This is a genomic window from Kitasatospora cineracea, assembly GCF_003751605.1.
GTDB classification, from domain to species: Bacteria; Actinomycetota; Actinomycetes; order Streptomycetales; family Streptomycetaceae; genus Kitasatospora; species Kitasatospora cineracea.
Genome location: NZ_RJVJ01000001.1, coordinates 225,436 through 242,036 on the forward strand (window position 1 = coordinate 225,436; position 16,601 = coordinate 242,036).

General features: G+C 76.2%; 12 protein-coding genes. 8 read left to right on the forward strand and 4 right to left on the reverse strand.

The features are described 5' to 3' along the window. The first annotated feature begins 139 nt into the window (after positions 1-139). Positions 140-4,522 carry a hypothetical protein gene (locus tag EDD39_RS00975; protein ID WP_123552857.1) on the forward strand — a complete coding sequence of 1,461 codons (4,383 nt, stop codon included), beginning with the start codon at positions 140-142 and terminating at the stop codon, positions 4,520-4,522. Between the two features lie 108 nt (positions 4,523-4,630). Beyond that, on the forward strand, positions 4,631-5,560 hold the full coding sequence (locus EDD39_RS00980) for a coiled-coil domain-containing protein (protein WP_030457702.1): 930 nt from the start codon (positions 4,631-4,633) through the stop codon (positions 5,558-5,560). Between the two features lie 94 nt (positions 5,561-5,654). On the opposite strand, the gene EDD39_RS00985 is transcribed toward EDD39_RS00980, so the two are convergent. Beyond that, positions 5,655-6,446 carry an alpha/beta fold hydrolase gene (locus EDD39_RS00985; RefSeq protein ID WP_123552859.1) on the reverse strand — a complete coding sequence of 264 codons (792 nt, stop codon included), beginning with the start codon at positions 6,444-6,446 and terminating at the stop codon, positions 5,655-5,657. A gap of 96 nt (positions 6,447-6,542) precedes the next feature. Here EDD39_RS00985 and EDD39_RS00990 point away from each other — a divergent pair, with 96 nt between their 5' ends. Both EDD39_RS00990 and EDD39_RS00995 read left to right on the forward strand, forming a co-directional pair. Then, positions 6,543-7,520, forward strand: a complete 978-nt coding sequence (locus EDD39_RS00990; RefSeq protein ID WP_123552862.1) for an ABC transporter ATP-binding protein — start codon at positions 6,543-6,545, stop codon at positions 7,518-7,520. Position 7,521: 1 nt separating this feature from the next. Next, entirely contained in the window at positions 7,522-8,289 is a 768-nt protein-coding gene (locus EDD39_RS00995) for an ABC transporter permease (RefSeq protein ID WP_123552864.1), read from the forward strand. A 14-nt stretch (positions 8,290-8,303) separates the two neighbouring features. On the opposite strand, the gene EDD39_RS01000 is transcribed toward EDD39_RS00995, so the two are convergent. Continuing rightward, the gene (locus EDD39_RS01000) at positions 8,304-8,615 is read right to left on the reverse strand and encodes an ATP/GTP-binding protein (protein ID WP_123552866.1); all 312 of its coding nucleotides are present in this window, start codon (positions 8,613-8,615) and stop codon (positions 8,304-8,306) included. Between the two features lie 425 nt (positions 8,616-9,040). On the opposite strand from EDD39_RS01000, the gene EDD39_RS01005 reads away from it, so the two are divergent. Further along, complete coding sequence (locus tag EDD39_RS01005; RefSeq protein WP_123560018.1) at positions 9,041-10,150, forward strand: LLM class flavin-dependent oxidoreductase; 1,110 nt, start codon at positions 9,041-9,043, stop codon at positions 10,148-10,150. 162 nt (positions 10,151-10,312) lie between these two features. On the opposite strand, the gene EDD39_RS01010 is transcribed toward EDD39_RS01005, so the two are convergent. Beyond that, positions 10,313-10,705, reverse strand: a complete 393-nt coding sequence (locus EDD39_RS01010) for an SCO5389 family protein (protein WP_030457708.1) — start codon at positions 10,703-10,705, stop codon at positions 10,313-10,315. Positions 10,706-11,270: 565 nt separating this feature from the next. On the opposite strand from EDD39_RS01010, the gene nucS reads away from it, so the two are divergent. The 3 genes from nucS (at position 11,271) to EDD39_RS40520 (ending at position 14,023) form a co-directional block, all read left to right on the forward strand. Continuing rightward, entirely contained in the window at positions 11,271-11,930 is a 660-nt protein-coding gene (gene nucS, locus EDD39_RS01015; protein ID WP_030457709.1) for an endonuclease NucS, read from the forward strand. Positions 11,931-12,170: 240 nt separating this feature from the next. Then, positions 12,171-12,824, forward strand: coding sequence for a hypothetical protein (locus tag EDD39_RS01020; RefSeq protein WP_123552867.1), 654 nt, complete (start codon positions 12,171-12,173; stop codon positions 12,822-12,824). After that, positions 12,821-14,023, forward strand: coding sequence for a nucleotidyl transferase AbiEii/AbiGii toxin family protein (locus EDD39_RS40520; RefSeq protein ID WP_244256552.1), 1,203 nt, complete (start codon positions 12,821-12,823; stop codon positions 14,021-14,023). Before EDD39_RS01020 ends, EDD39_RS40520 begins: the two co-directional genes overlap by 4 nt. 13 nt (positions 14,024-14,036) lie before the next feature. Here the strand turns inward: EDD39_RS40520 and EDD39_RS01030 are convergent, their stop codons facing one another. Next, positions 14,037-16,547 carry an ATP-binding protein gene (locus EDD39_RS01030; protein WP_148089374.1) on the reverse strand — a complete coding sequence of 837 codons (2,511 nt, stop codon included), beginning with the start codon at positions 16,545-16,547 and terminating at the stop codon, positions 14,037-14,039. Positions 16,548-16,601: the final 54 nt, after the last annotated feature.

Below are 16,601 nucleotides of genomic sequence, written 5' to 3' on the forward strand. Positions count from 1 at the left end.
TCGGATCTGTCACCATTCTCCAGAGGCAACATTTCGCTCCCGAGTCCACCCGGACGGCGGAGCGATGGCAAGGACCAACCGATCCGCCCGTGGACCACGGGGGCGGAGCGGCCCGGTCGAGGACGCGACCAGGAGATGGATGGACCGCGGAGTGCGGGGCTACGACCGCTACGAGGCTGAGGATCACCTCTCCAAGTTCGAGGCCGAGCTGGAGAAGGCCCGCAAGGAGCGGGACAAGACCATCGAGCACGCCGACGACCTCGCCTACCAGGTGGAGGTCCTCCGGGCCAAGCTGCACGAGGCCCGCCGGCAGCTCGCCCAGCCGCGCGCCTTCGACTCCGTCTCCGGCCAGGCCGAACAGGTCCTGCGCAACGCCGAGATGCAGGCCGAGGCGCTGCGCGCGGACGCCGAGCGCGCCGTGCGCGAGTCGCAGGCCGCCACCCAGCGGATGCTGGCCGAGGCCGCCGAGCGCACCGCCCAGCTGGAGGCCGAGTTCAACGCCCGGCGCCGCCGGCTGGAGGAGGAGCTCGCCGAGTTCCGGGCCGCCGCCGAGCGCCACGTCAACGAGAACGTCAACTGGGCGGAGCAGACCCGCGCCGGCACCGAGCAGGAGGCCCAGCGCCTGCTGCAGGAGGCCCGCGCCGAGGCCGACCGGATGATGGCCGCCGTCCGCGCCGAGGCCGCCGCCCTCGCCGACCAGGCCCGCGCCCAGACCGCCGCCGACGTGGACGCCGCCCGCGGCGAGGCCCAGGCCCAGGCCGAGGCCGCCCTGCTGCGCGCCCAGACCGACGCCGAGCGCCTGCTGCGCGCCGCCTCCGAGCAGGCCCAGCAGACCGGTGCCCAGGCCGAGGAGCACCGCGCCGCCGCCCTCGGCGCCGCCCAGCAGCAGCTCGCCGACGCGCACGCCGCCGCCGAGCAGAAGCTGGCCGCCGCCGAGGCCGAGATCACCACCCTCAAGCAGCAGGCCCGCGCCGACCAGGAGCGTGCCGAGGCCGCCCTGGCCGGCGCCCAGGCCGAGATAGAGCGGCTGCGCGCCGAGGCCCTGGCCGAGACCGAGCGGGCCCGCGCCGAGGCCGCCCGGATGCGCGAGGAGGCCACCGCCGCCGCCCAGCGCCTGCAGGCCGAGGCCACCAGCGAGGCCGAGCGCAAGGTCGCCGACGGCGCCGCCGCCAGCGAGCAGCGCTCCGCCACCGCCCGCGCCGAGATCGCCAAGATGGTGGCCGCCGCCACCCGCGAGGCCGAGCTGATCCGCTCCGCCGCCGCCACCGTGCAGGCCGAGGCGGACGCCGCCAAGGCCGCCGCCCGCGAGGAGAGCGAGCGCCTGCGCGGCGCCGCCGAGGCGGTCGCGAGCGGGCTGCGCGCCGAGGCCGAGGCGGAGATCGCCGAGCGCCGGGCCGCCACCGAGGCCGAGGCCGCCCGGCTGCGCGAGGAGGCCGCCGCCGAGGCCGCCCGGATCCGCGCCGAGGCCGAGGAGGCCGGCCGGGCCGAGGGCGCCAAGGACGCCGCGCTGCGGCTGGCCCGGGCCGCCAAGCAGGCCGAGGAGGTGCTCACCCGGGCGGGCAACGACGCCGAGTCCACCCGCGGCGAGGCCGCCGCCGAGGCCGAACGGCTGGTCGAGCACGCCAAGTCCGAGGCCGGCACCCTGCTGGAACAGGCCCGCGAGGCCGTCGAGCAGGCGCAGAACGCCGCCATGGAGGACGCCGCCTCGATCCGCGAGCAGCTGGAGCGGATGCAGGCCGACGCCGCCCGGGCCCGCGAGCAGGCCGAGGAGCAGCGCTCCACCGCCGAGGCCGAGGCCGAACGGGTCCGGGCCGAGGCCCGCCGGCAGGCCGCGGTGCAGATCGAGGAGTCCGCGAAGCAGGCCGAGGAGCTGCTGACCAGCGCCAAGTCCGACGCGGACGCGCTGCGTTCGGGCGCCGGCGAGGAGGTCGAGCGGCTGCGCACCGAGGCCCGCGAGCAGGCCGCCGCCGTCCAGGGCCGGGCCGAGCAGACCCTGGCCCGGGCCCGCGCCGAGGGCGAGAAGATCACCGCCGCCGCCGAGCAGGCCCGCGCCGAGGAGCTGGCCGCGGCCGAGGCCGCCGCCGAGGAGACCCGGGCCGCCGCCGAACGGCACGGCGCCGAACTGCGCGAGCAGGCCGCCGCCGCGGCCGCCACCGTCCGGGCCGAGGCCGACGCCGCCGCCGAGGCGCTGCGGGCCGACACCGCCCAGTGGGCCGAGCAGCACCGCGCCGAGGCCGAGGAGGCCGGCCGGATCCTCCGCGCCGACGCCGAGGACGCCGCCCGCGCCGTCGCCCAGCGGGCCGAGGCCGCCGCCGAGGCGCTGCGCGAGGAGGCCGCCGCCGCCCGCGAGGCCGCCCGTGCCGACCTGGAGCGCGACCAGGCGCAGGCCGCCGAGAAGCTGGCCGAGGCCGCCGCCGTCCGGGAGGCCGCCGACGGCGAGGCCGAGCAGGTCCGCGAGGCCGCCCGCACCGAGGCCGCCGCGCTGCGCGAGAGCGCCGCCACCGACGCCGCCCGGGCCCGCGCCGACGCCGAGCAGGACGCCGAGCGGCTGCGCACCGAGGCCGAGCAGACCCTGGCCGCCGCCCGCGCGGAGGCCGCCGCCCTGGGCACCGAGGCCGCCGCCGACCGGGCCGAGGCGGCCCGGCTGCGCGAGGAGGCCGAGGGCTACGACCGCGAACTGCGGGCCGCCGCCGAGCGCGAGAGCACCGAACTGCGCGCCACCGCCGAGCGCGAGAGCACCGAACTGCGCGAGCGGGCCGAGCGGGAGACCACCGAGCAGCGCACGGCCGCCGAGGCGTACGACCGCGAACTGCGGGCCGCCGCCGACCGCGAGACCACCGAGCTGCGCGCCACCGCGGAGCGCGAGAGCACCGAGCTGCGGGAGAGCGCCGAGGCGTACGACCGCGAGCTGCGGGCGAGCGCCGAGCGGGAGACCGCGGAGCTGCGCGAGCGGGCCGAGCACGCCGCCGAGCAGCTGCGGGCGAACGGCGAGGCGCGGGCCGCCGAGCTGGTCGCGGCGGCCGAGCAGGAGGCCGCCGAGGTCCGCCAGTCGGTGGCGGGCATGCACGAGAAGGCCACCGGGCAGATCGCCGAGCTGCGGGCCGCGGCCGAGCGGGAGAGCGCCGAGCTGCGCGAGAGCGCCGAGGCGTACGACCGCGAGCTGCGCGCCACCGCGGAGCGGGAGAGCGCCGAACTGCGGGCCGCGGTCGCGGAGTTCGTGCAGCAGCAGCGGGCCGAGGCGGAGGCCGCCGGGCAGCGCGTGCTGGCCGAGGCGGAGGAGCTGGCGGCGGCGGCGCTGGCGGAGGCCGAGGACCGGTCGGCCGCGCTGCGGTCGGACGCCGAGGAGTACGCGCTGGCGACCCGGACACTGGCGGAGGACTTCGACGCGGACATCCGCGCCCGGGCCGAGTCCTTCGACCGGGAGACCCGGGAGGCCGCCGAGGCGTACGACAAGGCGACCCGCGAGCAGGCGAAGTCGGTGCTGGAGAAGGCGTTCGCGGACGCCGAGCAGCTCGGCGAGGAGGCCCAGGCGGAGGCGCTGGCGGTGGCCGCGGCCGCCGAGGAGCAGTCCGACGCGATGGTGTCGGCGGCCCGCCAGGAGGCGGAGCGGCTGCGCGCCGAGGCCGAGGCGCGGGGCAAGTCCGCGGTGGAGAAGGCCCGTTCGGACGCGGACGCGCTGCTCTCGGAGGCCCGGCGGGACTCCACGGCGATCCGCGAGCGGGCCGAGGAGCTGCGCGAGCGCACCGACGCCGAGATCGAGGCGCTGCACGAGCGGGCCCGCAAGGAGAACGCGCAGGCGATGAAGTCCGCCGGCGAGCGGGTGGACGCGCTGGTGACGGCGGCCCAGGAGCAGCTGACCGAGGCCGAGGAGCAGGCGCAGGCGCAGGTCGCGGAGGCCGAGGAGCGGGCGGCGGAGCTGATCGCGGCGGCCGAGTCCCGGGTGTCCGAGCTGACGTCGGAGGCGTCCGCGGAGGCGGGCCGGGTGCGGATCTCCGCGGTGCGCAAGGCCGAGACGCTGCTCAAGGAGGCCGAGAACAAGCTGGCCGACTCCACCACCCGGGCCGAGGCGCTGATCATCAAGGCGGAGGCGAAGCTCAAGGCCGCCGAGATGGAGTCCGAGGAGCAGTTGGAGGCGGCGGCCGACGAGGCCGCGTCCCGGCTCAAGCGCGCCGACGAGGAGGCCGAGAAGCGGATCCGCCGGGCCGGTTCGGACGCCGAGGAGCAGCTGCGGCTGGCCGCGGAGGAGAGCGAGCGGATCCTCGCCGAGGCGAAGTCCGAGGCCAAGCGCGTGACCGACGAGGGCCAGCGGGAGTTGGACGAGCTGGTCCGTCGGCGCAAGGACATCAACACCGAGATCTCTCGGGTCCAGGACGTGCTGTCGGCGTTGGAGGCGTTCGAGGCGCCCGCCGCGTCGGCCCACAGCAACGGGGGAAGCAAGAAGGACGGAGGGCCCAAGGCAGGTGCCGGAGTGGGCTCTCCGCGGTCGGGAGGCAATCGCTCCGGGGGCGCGCCACCCGATTGAGCGGACATTGTCCGCGAACCGACGGCGTTTCGCCGTTGACACTCCGGTACCGTGTCAGGATTCCCTCAACCATCTCAGCGGTTTGACGACAGGAAGCCCAGAAATCCCATGAGCGACAGTCACTCCCCGCACGGCTTCGACCTGGTACGCCGTGGGTACGAGCGCGCCCAGGTCGACGAGCGGATCGCCAAGCTGGTGGCCGACCGGGACAGCGCGCTCTCCCGGATCAGCGCACTGGAGAAGCGCATCGAGGAACTCCACCTGGAGACCCAGACGGCCCAGGCCGCGGTCACCGACGCGGAGCCCTCGTACGCCGGCCTCGGTGCCCGCGTCGAGAAGATCCTCCGCCTCGCCGAGGAGGAGGCCAAGGACCTGCGCGACGAGGCGCACCGCGCCGCCGAGCAGCACCGCGAGCTGGCCGAGGCCGCCGCGCAGCAGGTCCGCACCGAGGCCGAGAACTACGCCAAGGACCGCAAGGCCAAGGCGGAGGACGAGGGCCTGCGGATCGTCGACAAGGCCAAGTCGGACGCGGCGCAGCTGCGGGCCGAGGCCAACAAGGACGCGCAGAACAAGCGCGAGGAGGCGGACGCCCTCTTCGAGGAGACCCGCACCAAGGCCGCCCAGGCCGCCCTGGAGTTCGAGACCAACCTGGCCAAGCGCCGGGAGCAGTCCGAGCGCGACCTGGCGGCCCGTCAGGCCAAGGCGGAGAAGCGCCTCGCCGAGATCGAGCACCGGGCGGAGCAGCTGCGCCTGGAGGCCGAGAAGCTGCGCACCGACGCGGAGCGCCGCTCCCGGCAGACCATCGAGACGGCGCAGCGCCAGGCCGAGGACATCGTGGCCGACGCCAACGCGAAGGCCGACCGGGTCCGCAGCGAGTCGGAGCGCGAGCTGGCGGCGCTCACCAACCGCCGCGACTCGATCAACGCCCAGCTGACCAACGTGCGCGAGATGCTGGCCACGCTGACCGGTGCGGCGGTCGCGGCGGCCTCCCAGCCGACCGACGACTCGCTGGGCGTGCCGGCGCAGCAGTCGCGCTGACACCCTGTCCGGACACCGCTGAAGTCCAGAACGGCCCGAGGGGGCCCGGAGCTCGTGCTCCGGGCCCCCTCGGCGCGTTCCGGCGGCCGTGCGGCTACTTGACCCGCTTGAGCAGGGCCCGGACGGCGGTGTTGAAGGTCTCGGGGGCCTCCAGCGAGGAGAGGTGGCCGACCGCCGGGATGACGGTCAGTTCGGCGTCGGAGAGCGCCTCGGCCATCATCCGGGCCTCGCTGAGCGGGGTGACGGTGTCGAGTTCGCCGACGATGACCGCGGCGGGGACGTCCAGGGCGGCCAGTTCGTCCAGCGAGTCGGGGCGGGCGGCCATCGCGCGCTGCGCCCAGGCGACCGCGGCCGGGTCGGCCTCGGCGATCATCCGCCGTACCGCGTCGGTGAGTTCGGGGTCGGTGCCGGGGGCGAGCAGCTTCTCCGCCGTCTGCTCCTCGATGAGCAGTTCGACGCTACCGCGCTCCAGGACGGCGGCGGCGATCCGCTCCCGGTTGGCGCGGGCGGCGTCGGTGTCGGTGGTGGCCTTGGTGTCGGCGAGGACGAGTCCGGCCAGCCGGCCGGGGTGGCGGCGGGCGAAGGCCATCGCCACGTAACCGCCCATCGACAGGCCGGCCAGGACGGCCCGTTCGACGCCGAGCGCGTCCAGCAGGTCGGCCAGGTCGTCGGCGGCGGTGTCCAGCGACGGGGGCAGGTCGCCGAGCGGGGCGGTGCCGAAGCCGCGCTGGTCCGGCGCGATCACCCGGGCGTCGTCCCCGGCCGGGCCGGGGACGCGCTCCAGTTGGACCTCCCACATCCGCGCGGGGAGCGGGAAGGCGTGCAGCAGGACGAGCGGGGTGCCGGTGCCGTTCTCGCGGACGGCCGGCGCGCTGGACGAGGTCATGGTTCCACCGTAGGGCCCGCCGGGCACGCCCCGGACGCAGGTTGTCCGATTCATCCGCTTTTTGCCATAACCTGGCTCCAGACCAAGGAGCGGCAGATGATCGAGTTGCACCACCTGACGAAGCGTTATGGCGACAAGTTGGCCGTCGACGATCTGAGCTTCCGGATCCCGGAGGGCGTGGTGACCGGCTTCCTCGGACCGAACGGCGCCGGCAAGTCCACCACCATGCGCATGATCCTCGACCTCGACCACCCGACCGGCGGCGAGGTCACCATCAACGGCAGGCACTACTCCGGGATCCAGGACCCGCTGCGGCAGATCGGCGCCCTGCTGGAGGCCAAGGCCGTGCACCCCGGCCGCACCGCGTACGACCACCTGCTCTGGCTGGCCCAGTCCAACCGGGTGCCGCGCGGCCGGGTCGACGAGGTGCTCGACCTGGTCGGCCTGACCGCGGTGGCCAGGAAGCGCGCCCGCGGCTTCTCGCTCGGCATGGGCCAGCGCCTGGGCATCGCCTCCGCGCTGCTGGCCGACCCGCAGACCCTGATGTTCGACGAGCCGGTGAACGGCCTCGACCCCGAGGGCATCCTGTGGATCCGCAACCTGATGAAGCGCCTGGCCTCCGAGGGCCGCACCGTCTTCGTCTCCTCCCACCTGATGAGCGAGATGGCACTGACCGCCGACCACCTGGTGGTGATCGGCCGCGGCCGGCTGCTCGCCGACCTCCCGATGGCCGAGTTCATCAAGCGCAACTCCCGCTCCGCGGTCCGCCTGCGCACCCCCCACCAGGAACAGCTGCTGAACGCCCTGCACGGCGCCGGCCTGCGGGCCGAGAGCGGCCCCGACGGCTCCTGGGAGGTGGTCGACGGCGACCCGGCCTTCCTCGGCGACCTGGCCGCCGCGCACGGCGTCACCCTGCACGAGCTGAGCCCGCAGCAGGCGTCGCTGGAGGAGGCGTTCATGCAGATGACCGCGGGTTCGGTGGAGTACCACATGGGAGCCGGGGCGACCCCCGGGCAGCCGCCCGCCGCCTGGGGCGAGGGCTGGAACGAGCGCAAGCCCGGAAAGGAGAGCTGAGATGGCCGCGTTCCCCGCCGTCGCCCAGTCCGAGTGGACCAAGATCCGCAGCGTCCGCTCCACCGTCTGGTCGCTGGTCTCAGTCTTCCTGATCACCGCCGCGCTGGGCCTGGCGATCAGCCTGGTCGCCCGGAACAACGCGTCGGACTTCACCCAGGACGGCGTGCCCTTCGACGCCACCGCCGTCTCGTTCATCGGCGTCGGCTTCGGCCGGCTCGCCATCGTGGTGTTCGGCGTGCTGGCCGTCGGCAACGAGTACAGCAGCGGCATGATCCGGGTCTCGCTGGCCGCCGTCCCGCAGCGCGGCACCCTGCTGGCCGCCAAGACCGCCGTGCTGGGCGCCCTGGCGCTGGCCGCCTCGCTGGTGACGGTGTTCATCACCTTCTTCCTCGGCCAGGCCGCGCTCGGCAGCGGGCTGTCCACCTCGCTGGGCTCGGACAACGTGCTGCGGGCGGTGTTCGGCACCGCGCTCTACCTGACCCTGCTGTGCCTGCTCTCGGCCGGCGTCACGGTGATGGTGCGCCACCAGATCCTGGCGCTGGCGATCCTGGTGCCGTTCATCCTGCTGGTCTCGCCGATCCTGTCGATCGTCCCCGTGGTGAAGAACGCCGTCCACTACTTCCCGGACCAGGCGGGCTCGGCCGTCACCCAGGTCTTCCCGACCGACGACCTGCCGTACGGGCCGTGGGCCGGCCTGCTGATCTGCGCGGCCTGGACGGCGGCCGCGCTGCTCGGCGGCTACCTGGTGCTGAGGAAGCGCGACGCCTGAGGCCCCGTCAGCCGTCAGTACTTCGGAGCGCCGCGGCCCCGCAGCACGTTGGAGCCGCGGCGCTCCCGCGCTCCCCAGCAGGCCCGGTGCCAGTGCCGCCGGTCGTCGACGCCGCCGTGGTCGGGCCAGGCCACCACGTGGCCGACGCCGGGCGGGATCTCCTGGTCGCAGCCGGGGCACCGGTAGTGCCGCCCGGCGGTGCCGGCCACGGTCTGCACCACCCAGTCCTCGCCCCGGTACTCCTCCACCCGGCGCAGCGAACTCCCCATCGGCGCACCGCTGCCGCGGTCCTCGGGCTTGTCGATCCGGTTGCGGCGGGGTGACACGGGACTCCCTCTCTCGGCACGGTGTCCCTCCAGGGTACGGGCCGCACCGGGCCCGCGGGGCGGGAGCGCCCCGCCGTCCGGCGGTGACCACCGGGCCCTGCGCCGCGTTGTACCCCGGGGGCCGCCGGCCGTCCCGCGGGCCCCGTCCGCCCCATTAGCACGGGCGGTGGGCGGTCGCCGGCGTTTCGGCGGTAATCCACCCTTTCCTCGGGGAAATCGCGGGTTCGGCGTGCCATTGGCACATGACATGGGTTACTCACGTGGTGACACGGCGGGGCCGCGACCCTGCGCGGTACCGATGGAGGCACCCGATGACGAAGACCACCGCCCGGCCCGAGGCCCGTTCCGCCGCCCCGCGGACGGTTGGCGCCGGGGTGGTGCCCGCGGAGCGGCCCGAGCAGTCGCCGGGCGCCGGCACGGACGCGATCCGGGTCGGCGCCTTCCTGCTGTCCGCGCAGTTCCCGGGCCAGGACCACGGCGAGGCGCTGGAGCGGACGCTCTCGGCCGCGACGGCCGCCGAGCGGGCGGGCCTGGACGCGGTGTGGCTGGCCGAGCACCACTTCGTGCCGTACGGGGTCTGCCCGGACGCGGCGACGCTGGCCGCGATGCTGCTGGGCCGCACCCGGCGGATCGGGGTGGGCACCGCGGTGAGCGTGCTGAGCACCCGTCACCCGGTGGCGCTGGGCGAGCAGGCGGCGCTGCTGCACCTGACCTCGGGCGGCCGGTTCACCCTGGGCGTGGGGCGCGGCGGGCCGTGGATCGACCTGGCGGTGTTCGGCAGCGGCCTGGAGGCGTACGAGCAGGGCTTCCCGGAGCGGCTGGACCTGCTGCTGCGCTGGCTGCGCGGGGCCCGGGTGGGCGCGGCGGGGCCGCAGTTCGCGTTCCCGGAGGTGGCGGTGGTGCCGCGGGCCGCCGAGCCGGGCCGGCGGGCGGACCTGGCGGGCTGGCTGGGCCTGGAGGGCGCGGTGATCCCGCGCCAGCGCCAGGACGAGGCGGCGCCGGCCCGGTCGGGCCCGCCGGTGGTGGTGGCCTGCACCTCGCCGGGCGGGGTGCGGACGGCCGCCGAGCGGGGCCTGCCGATGCTGCTGGGCATGCACTCGGGCGACGAGGACAAGCGGGGGATGCTGGCGGCGTACCGGGCGGCCTGGCGGGCGGCGGGACGCGGCGAGGAGCAGCTGGCCCGGGTGGAGCGGGAGCACGTGGCGGCGGGCGTGGCGCAGGTCGACGACCGGGCGGGGGCGGCCCGGGCCAGCCTGCTGCGGGCGATGCCGGACTTCTTCGCGCACGGGCTGGGCGCGCACCGCACGGTGGACGGCCGGGAGCGCTCGATGCGCGACCCGCGGGCGTACACCGAGCTGCTGTGCGACCTGCACGCGGTGGGCACGCCCCGGCAGTGCGCGGACCGGCTGCTGGCGACCGCGGAGCGCACCGGCATCCGGCGCTTCGCGCTGCTGGCGGAGGGCTCGGGCGACACCGCGGCGACGCTGCACAACCTGGACCGGCTGGGCGCGGAGGTGCTGCCGCAGCTGTCCTGAGGGCCGCCGCCCGTCCCGGGGTGCCGCGCAGGCGCTGTGCGGGCCCGTGGCGCGGCCGCGGGCCGCCCCGGGTCCGGGAGGGACCGGGGGGCCCGCGTTCGGCTGCCGTGCGGCCGCCGGGCGTGCGTCAGCGGGCGGACGGCGCCGGGCCGTGACGTCGGGTCAGCAGTCGCGCAGTTCCGGCGACTGGTTGAGCAGCTGGCCCCGGATCGAGGTGAAGCGGGCGAGCCGCGCCTCGGTGTCGGGGCCGGGGGCGAAGACCGCGACCCGGTGGCAGTTCTGGAACGCCAGCTGGACGCCGAAGTGCCGCTGCAGGGCGCCCCGGATCGCGTCGCTGGCCAGCGCGCGGAGCAGTTGCCCGCGCTCCTGCTCGCTCGGCGGGGGGACTTCGTTGTCGGCGAAGTCGGTTCCGTCGACCTCCAGTTGGGCGACCAGCGAGCTGATCATGTCCCAGGCGTAAGGCAGCGAGGTGCGGACACAGTCGACGAACTCCCGCTCGTCGACCTCGCCTCGTTCGGCCTTCTCCAGCAGGGCCGGTGAGACGTCGAGCGACATGGGTTCTCCTCTCGTGGTCCGCTCCGACGTGGTCGCCGGGGCGGTGGTGCCGGTGCAGGTGCGGTGGTGCGGTCGGCGCCGGGGTGGGGCGCCGGGACGTCGGGACCGACGTGCGGTGAACCCCGCGCGTCGTTCGAGCGGTGACGGCGCGACGACCCGGTGGACGCCGCGCGTCGGGGGGTCCGGGCCGGGGGTCAGACCAGCGTGGCAGGCCCCCTCTCACCCGGGCTGGTGAATCGGCGGATTGCCGCCCGAAACACCCCTCCCGAGGGGAGATTGGCCGGAATCCGCCGTGTCCCAACCCAGTGCGCCGAGCTGCGGCCCCTCACCGCACGTGCTCGTGCGGTCACCATGTTTCGCCGCTCCCGCCCGACCGACACCCGCCGCGCGCACACTCGCTTCAAACGGCTCCCGGGCCCGCTCCGCCCGGACCGGCTGTCTCGGGATTCCGCCGCCTCGGCCCCACCGGCCCGCCCGCCGCCGGCCGGCCCCTCCCCCGGCCGTTCCGCCCCTCCGGAATCGAACACGGACCGGGGCACTCCCGGCGGGCCTTAGGCTTGTCCCCATGCGTCTTGTCATCGCCAAGTGCACCGTGGACTACGCGGGCCGCCTCGCTGCACATCTGCCCTCCGCCGTGCGCCTGGTGATCGTGAAGGCCGACGGGAGCGTCAGCATCCACGCCGACGACCGGGCCTACAAGCCGCTGAACTGGATGTCGCCGCCGTGCTCCCTCAAGGAGGCCGACGGCGTGTGGACGGTCACCAACAAGGCCGGCGAGAAGCTGATCATCACCCTGGAGGACGTCCACCACGACTCCTCGCACGAACTCGGCGTCGACCCCGGCCTGATCAAGGACGGCGTGGAGGCCCACCTCCAGGAGCTGCTCGCCGACCGGATGGAGGTGCTCGGCTCCGGCTGGCAGCTGATCCGCCGCGAGTACCCCACCCCGATCGGCCCGGTCGACCTCCTCTGCCGCGACTCCGACGGCGCCACCGTCGCCATCGAGATCAAGCGCCGCGGCGAGATCGACGGCGTCGAGCAGCTCACCCGCTACCTCGAACTCCTCAACCGGGACCCGCTGCTGGCCCCCGTCAAGGGCGTCTTCGCCGCCCAGGAGATCAAGCCGCAGGCCCGGGTGCTGGCCACCGACCGCGGCATCGGCTGCGTCGTCCTCGACTACGACGAGCTGCGCGGCATCGACGACGACAAGCTCAAGCTCTTCTAGGTCCTGTCCGGTCGATCTTGTCGGATCAGCGCGCGGCGGTGGGCGCCCGGCTGGGAGTGCCGGCCCGACGCCCTCGTACTGGATGTACTTGGGTGTTGGGCCGGTGCTGCCAGGCGGGATGCCCGGCGTCGGGCGCCCGGCAAGATCGGCCGGACAGGACCTAGCCCCTCCCCGGGCCGGTCCGGGCCGGTCCCGTCTCCCGCCGGGGGCGCCGTCCGACCCGGCTGCCACAATCCCGGCATGCCCGTTCGCAGCACCGCCGGGGCCGGCCCGTACGAGACGCACCTGACGCTGGCACCGGCCGAGGCCGGCGCGCTGGCGGGCTGGGCCGCCGCGCACGGCCTGGAGTTCACCCACATCCTGCTGGCCCGCGGCCGGCACCCCTCGCAGCCGATGCTGTCCTGGCGCGCCGAGGGCACGCTGGCCGCGCAGCACCGCCGGGCCGCCGCCGAGACGGCCCGGCTGCGGGCGGCCGGGTTCACCCCGGTCCGGGTCAAGATCGAGGCCGCGCCCTGGGTGCCGGGCGTCCCGGGCACCGACGCCGAGGCCGAACGCGCCGACCCCGCCCACTACTTCGAACACCACGTGAAGATCCGGCTGGCCCCCGGCACCCCCCGCGCGGCCCTGGCCCGCGCCGCGTCCGGCCACGGCGCGCACGTCTCCTGGAACGCCCGCCGCACCGAACCCGACGGCCACCGCCAGTACTTCGTCACCCAGCGCTGCCACCGGGTCGGCCTGACCACCGCCGCCGCCCGCCTGGACCGCCTGACCGCCGCCCTCAGCACCGCCGGCTTCCCGCCGCTGAAGACCGAGCGCGAGTACGTGGTGCACGACTCGGCGCTCGCCCTGGACGACGGCTGGCTCGACGACACCCCGACCGAGGAGCTGCCGTGAACACCGCCCGCGACGCCGACGACCTGGCCCGCCGCTTCCCCGAGGAACTGCCGCTGACGTTCCGTCCGGTCGGGGACGGGCGGGCCCGGCAGATCGCGGTCTTCGACCCGTCGCTCAAGCAGTACTCCAGCGCCTACCGGACCTCCGACCCGCGCTACGCCGACCCGGCACTGGCCGCCGCCTGGCGGGCCGCCCGCCGCACCGCGATGGACGCCGTGCTGTCCGCCGTCGCCGCCTCCCGCTGGGCCGACCACCTGGTGCTGCGCGGCTCGGTCGTGCTGCGCGCCTGGTTCGGCGCCGCCGCCCGCGAACCCGGCGACCTGGACTTCGTCCTCACCCCCGCCGACTGGACGCCCGACGACCCGCGCACCGCCGAGCTGCTGCACGACCTGACCGCCGCCGTCCCCACCGCCGGGCCGGTCCGCTTCCTGCCCGGGGAGGCCGTCCACGAGGAGATCTGGACGTACGAGCGCGTCCCGGGCCGCCGCCTGCTGCTGCCCTGGACCGCCGACGGGCTGCCCGGCGGCGGCATCCAGCTGGACTTCGTCTTCACCGAACACCTGCCGCTGCCGCCGGAACCGCTGGAGGCCGCCCCGGGCGCGGTGCTGCGCGTCGCCGGGCGGGAGCTCTCGCTGGCCTGGAAGCTGCTCTGGCTGGCCACCGACCGCTACCCGCAGCCCAAGGACCTGTACGACGCGGTGCTGCTCGCCGAGTCCGCCCCGCTGCGGTACGGGGTGCTGCGCGAAGTGTTCACCGGCGGCGAGGCATGGCTGGCCGAGGCCCCGCCCGGGCCGGACGCCGTGCCCGGCGCCGAACCGGACACCGCCGCCGACGACTGGGCGCACTTCCGCGAGGAGTACCCGGAGCTGACCACCTCCGGCGAGGAGCTGTCCCGCCGCCTGGCCGCCTCGCTGGCCCCCGCCTTCGCCGAAGTCCCGGACGCCGAACGCGCCGACTGGTGGGCCGAGGGCTGGGCGGCCTCGCTGCGCGCGGAACACGCCGCCGGGGGCCTGGACGCCGCCGAGACCTGGCTCCGCGCCCGGAACGCCTCCCTGGGCGCCGCCCGCCGCCTCCTGCAACGCGCCCTCGGCCCGGACGCCCCCGACCCCCTGGACACCCTGCTCTCCCGCCCCGCCTGGGCCTGGTACGCCGGCGTCCTCGCCCGCGGGAACATCAGCCTGGAGCAACTGCTGAACTGACGCCCCGCCACCGTCAGGGCGTGGCCCCGCCGGTGGCCGTGCCGCCCGTGGTCGTCCCGCCGGTGCTGCCCCCGGTCGTGGTGCCGCCGGTGGTCGTCCCGCCCGTCGTGCCCGTGCCGCCGGTCGTCGTGCCGCCGGTGGTGCCGCCCGTGCCGCCCGTCGTGCCGGTGCCGCCGGTGGTCGTGCCTCCCGTGCCGGTGGTGCCACCGGTCGTCGTGCCGCCCGTGGTCGTCCCGCCGGTGCTGCCCCCGGTGGTGGTGCCGCCCGTGCTGCCGCCGGTGCTCGTCCCGCCGGTGCTGCCGCCGGTGGTGCCACCGGTCGTCGTGCCGCCCGTGCTGCCCCCGGTGGTCCCTCCGGTGCCGCCGCCGCCCGTGCCGCCGCCGGTGGTGCCCCCGGTGGTGCCGCCCGTGCCCGGCTTCGTGGTGGTGGCCGTGGTGGTCGGGGTGGTGGTGGCCTTGTGGGTGGCCGTGGGGCTGGTGCTCGCCGGGCCGGTGGCGGAGGCCGTCGGGCTGTCGCTGCTGCCGGGGCTGTCCGTCGCGGTGGGGCTGCCGCTGTCGGAGGGCGTGGAGGTGGGCGAGGTGCTGGGGCGGGGGGTGGTGGTGGGGTCGAGCGGGGGGAGGTCGTCCGCGGAGGTGCCGGTGCGGTCGCCGCCGGGGTGGTCGTCGCCGCCGGCGGCGACGCCTATCGCGGTGCCGAACACGCCGAGCGCCATCACGGCCGCGCCCGCGAGCAGGACGGTCTTGCGGGCCCCGCGCGGGGCGCGCTTGCGCAGCCGGCCGGGGACGACCTGGGCGATCGCCCGGATGGAGCGGCGGCGGCGGGCGGGTTCGGTGCCGGAGCCGGCGGTGAGCGCGGCGGTCTCCTCCAGCCGGATCACGTCGAGCATCCGGCGGGCTCCCGCGGCACCGCGCTGCTCTCCGGCGGCGGCGCGCAGCGCGACCGCGGCCTCGAGTTCGGCGACGGCCCGCTGCGGGCTGCCGGAGCAGAGCGCGTGCACGCCCGACTCGTGGTGGAACCAGCCCTGTTCGGCGGTGGCGCCGAGCATCCTGGCGGCTTCCAGGCCGAGTTGCAGGGCGCGTTCCCAGGCGCCCCAGCGCAGCGACAGCGCGAGGGCGGGGGCGGCGGCCCGGGCCAGGCGGAGGACCTCGGCGGGGCGGTCGGCCTCCCGTTCGGCGAGCAGCACGGCGAGGATGACCTCGGCTTCGGCGGCGACCTGCCGGGTGGTGACCGAGGCGTGGCCGACCCACCAGGCGAGGTGTTCGGCGGCGCCGTACGCGATCCCGCCGGGGGCGAACGGCGCGGGCAGGCCGTTGCTGTCGTCCTCGACCTCGGGGAGCAGCGCGTCGAGCACGCCCTCGGTGAGGCGGTGGTGGCCGCCGACGGAGACCGCCAGTCCGGTGTCGACGAGTTCCTGCAGGGCGCTCTCGCCGAGGCCGACGTCGACCAGCGCGGGCAGGTGCGGGGCGGTCGGGCACTCGCCGCCGAGGGCGAGGGCCAGGCGCAGCACCAGCCGGGCCGACTCGCTGAGGCCCTGGACCAGGCGGCGGGCGGGCGCGGCGCTCTCGCCGACCGAGGGCAGCGGCACCTGGCGGCGCAGTTCCCGTTCCAACTCGGCCGGGTCGCGGGGCAGTTCGTACTCCTGGACGGAGCCGAACATGCTCCGCCGGTCCTCCTGGGCGGCGACCAGCGCGTCGACCGTGACGTCCCGCTGGCGCAGCAGGGCGGCGGCCCGGACGAAGCGCAGCGGCAGGCCCTCGGACTCGAACCAGAGGTCGACCGCCCAGGCCCGTTCGGTGTCGTCCAGCTGGCGGCCCGCCAGCCGGGCGGCGAGGGTCAGGCAGGCGGGGCGGGACAGGCCGGCGACCAGGTGGTCGCGCAACCGCGAGCCGGGGGCCGAGGGCGGGCTGTCGGGGACGGTGGCCAGCAGGAACGCGCACTCGGGGGCGAGCGCGAGCAGGTCCTCCAGTTCCTCGCCGAACGGTTCGACGTCGTCGATCACCACCACCGCGGCGACGCCGGCCAGCAGTTCGGCCAGTTGTTCGCGGTCGGGGCGGAAGTCGGGGGCCTGGTGGGTGACGGCGAACAGGTCCTGGAGCAGGTCGGCGGCGGTCCGCCGGTAGCCGCTGAGCCGCACCACGCCGTCGGGGGCGAGTTCCGCGGCGGCTTCGGCGACGGCCGTGAGCAGGGCGGAGCGGCCCGACCCGGCCTGGCCGAGCAGCCGGACCGAGCGCCCGGCCCGGAGCTGTTCGAGCAGGGCGGCGATGTCGCCCTCGCGGTCCAGCAGCCGCAGGTCGGCGGGGCCGGTGCCCAGGGCGAGCGGTCCGACGGCGGGGCTGGGGCCGAGTTCCGGCCGGGCCTGCACCAGGCCGCGGATCCGGCGGGGCTGCGGCATCCACTCGTCCGGGCAGTGCCGGGCCTCGGAGCCCTCCGGCCCGCCGACCACCACCAGCCGCTCGCCGCTGACCAGTTCCCCGCTCCGCGGGCGCACCCCGTCCCCCCGGAACTCCCCGCTCGGCTGACCCACGTCGCTGCTCCCCGCCACTCGGACACCTGAGCGGAGACTTTCCCACACGGGCAC

What these genes read in the sequence shown, in the direction of transcription:
- EDD39_RS00975 (WP_123552857.1), top strand. Translation starts at nt 140, where the DNA reads ATGGACCGCGGAGTGCGGGGCTACGACCGCTACGAGGCTGAGGATCAC.
- EDD39_RS00980 (WP_030457702.1), top strand. Translation starts at nt 4,631, where the DNA reads ATGAGCGACAGTCACTCCCCGCACGGCTTCGACCTGGTACGCCGTGGG.
- EDD39_RS00985 (WP_123552859.1), bottom strand. Translation starts at nt 6,446, where the DNA reads ATGACCTCGTCCAGCGCGCCGGCCGTCCGCGAGAACGGCACCGGCACC.
- EDD39_RS00990 (WP_123552862.1), top strand. Translation starts at nt 6,543, where the DNA reads ATGATCGAGTTGCACCACCTGACGAAGCGTTATGGCGACAAGTTGGCC.
- EDD39_RS00995 (WP_123552864.1), top strand. Translation starts at nt 7,522, where the DNA reads ATGGCCGCGTTCCCCGCCGTCGCCCAGTCCGAGTGGACCAAGATCCGC.
- EDD39_RS01010 (WP_030457708.1), bottom strand. Translation starts at nt 10,705, where the DNA reads ATGTCGCTCGACGTCTCACCGGCCCTGCTGGAGAAGGCCGAACGAGGC.
- nucS (WP_030457709.1), top strand. Translation starts at nt 11,271, where the DNA reads ATGCGTCTTGTCATCGCCAAGTGCACCGTGGACTACGCGGGCCGCCTC.
- EDD39_RS01020 (WP_123552867.1), top strand. Translation starts at nt 12,171, where the DNA reads ATGCCCGTTCGCAGCACCGCCGGGGCCGGCCCGTACGAGACGCACCTG.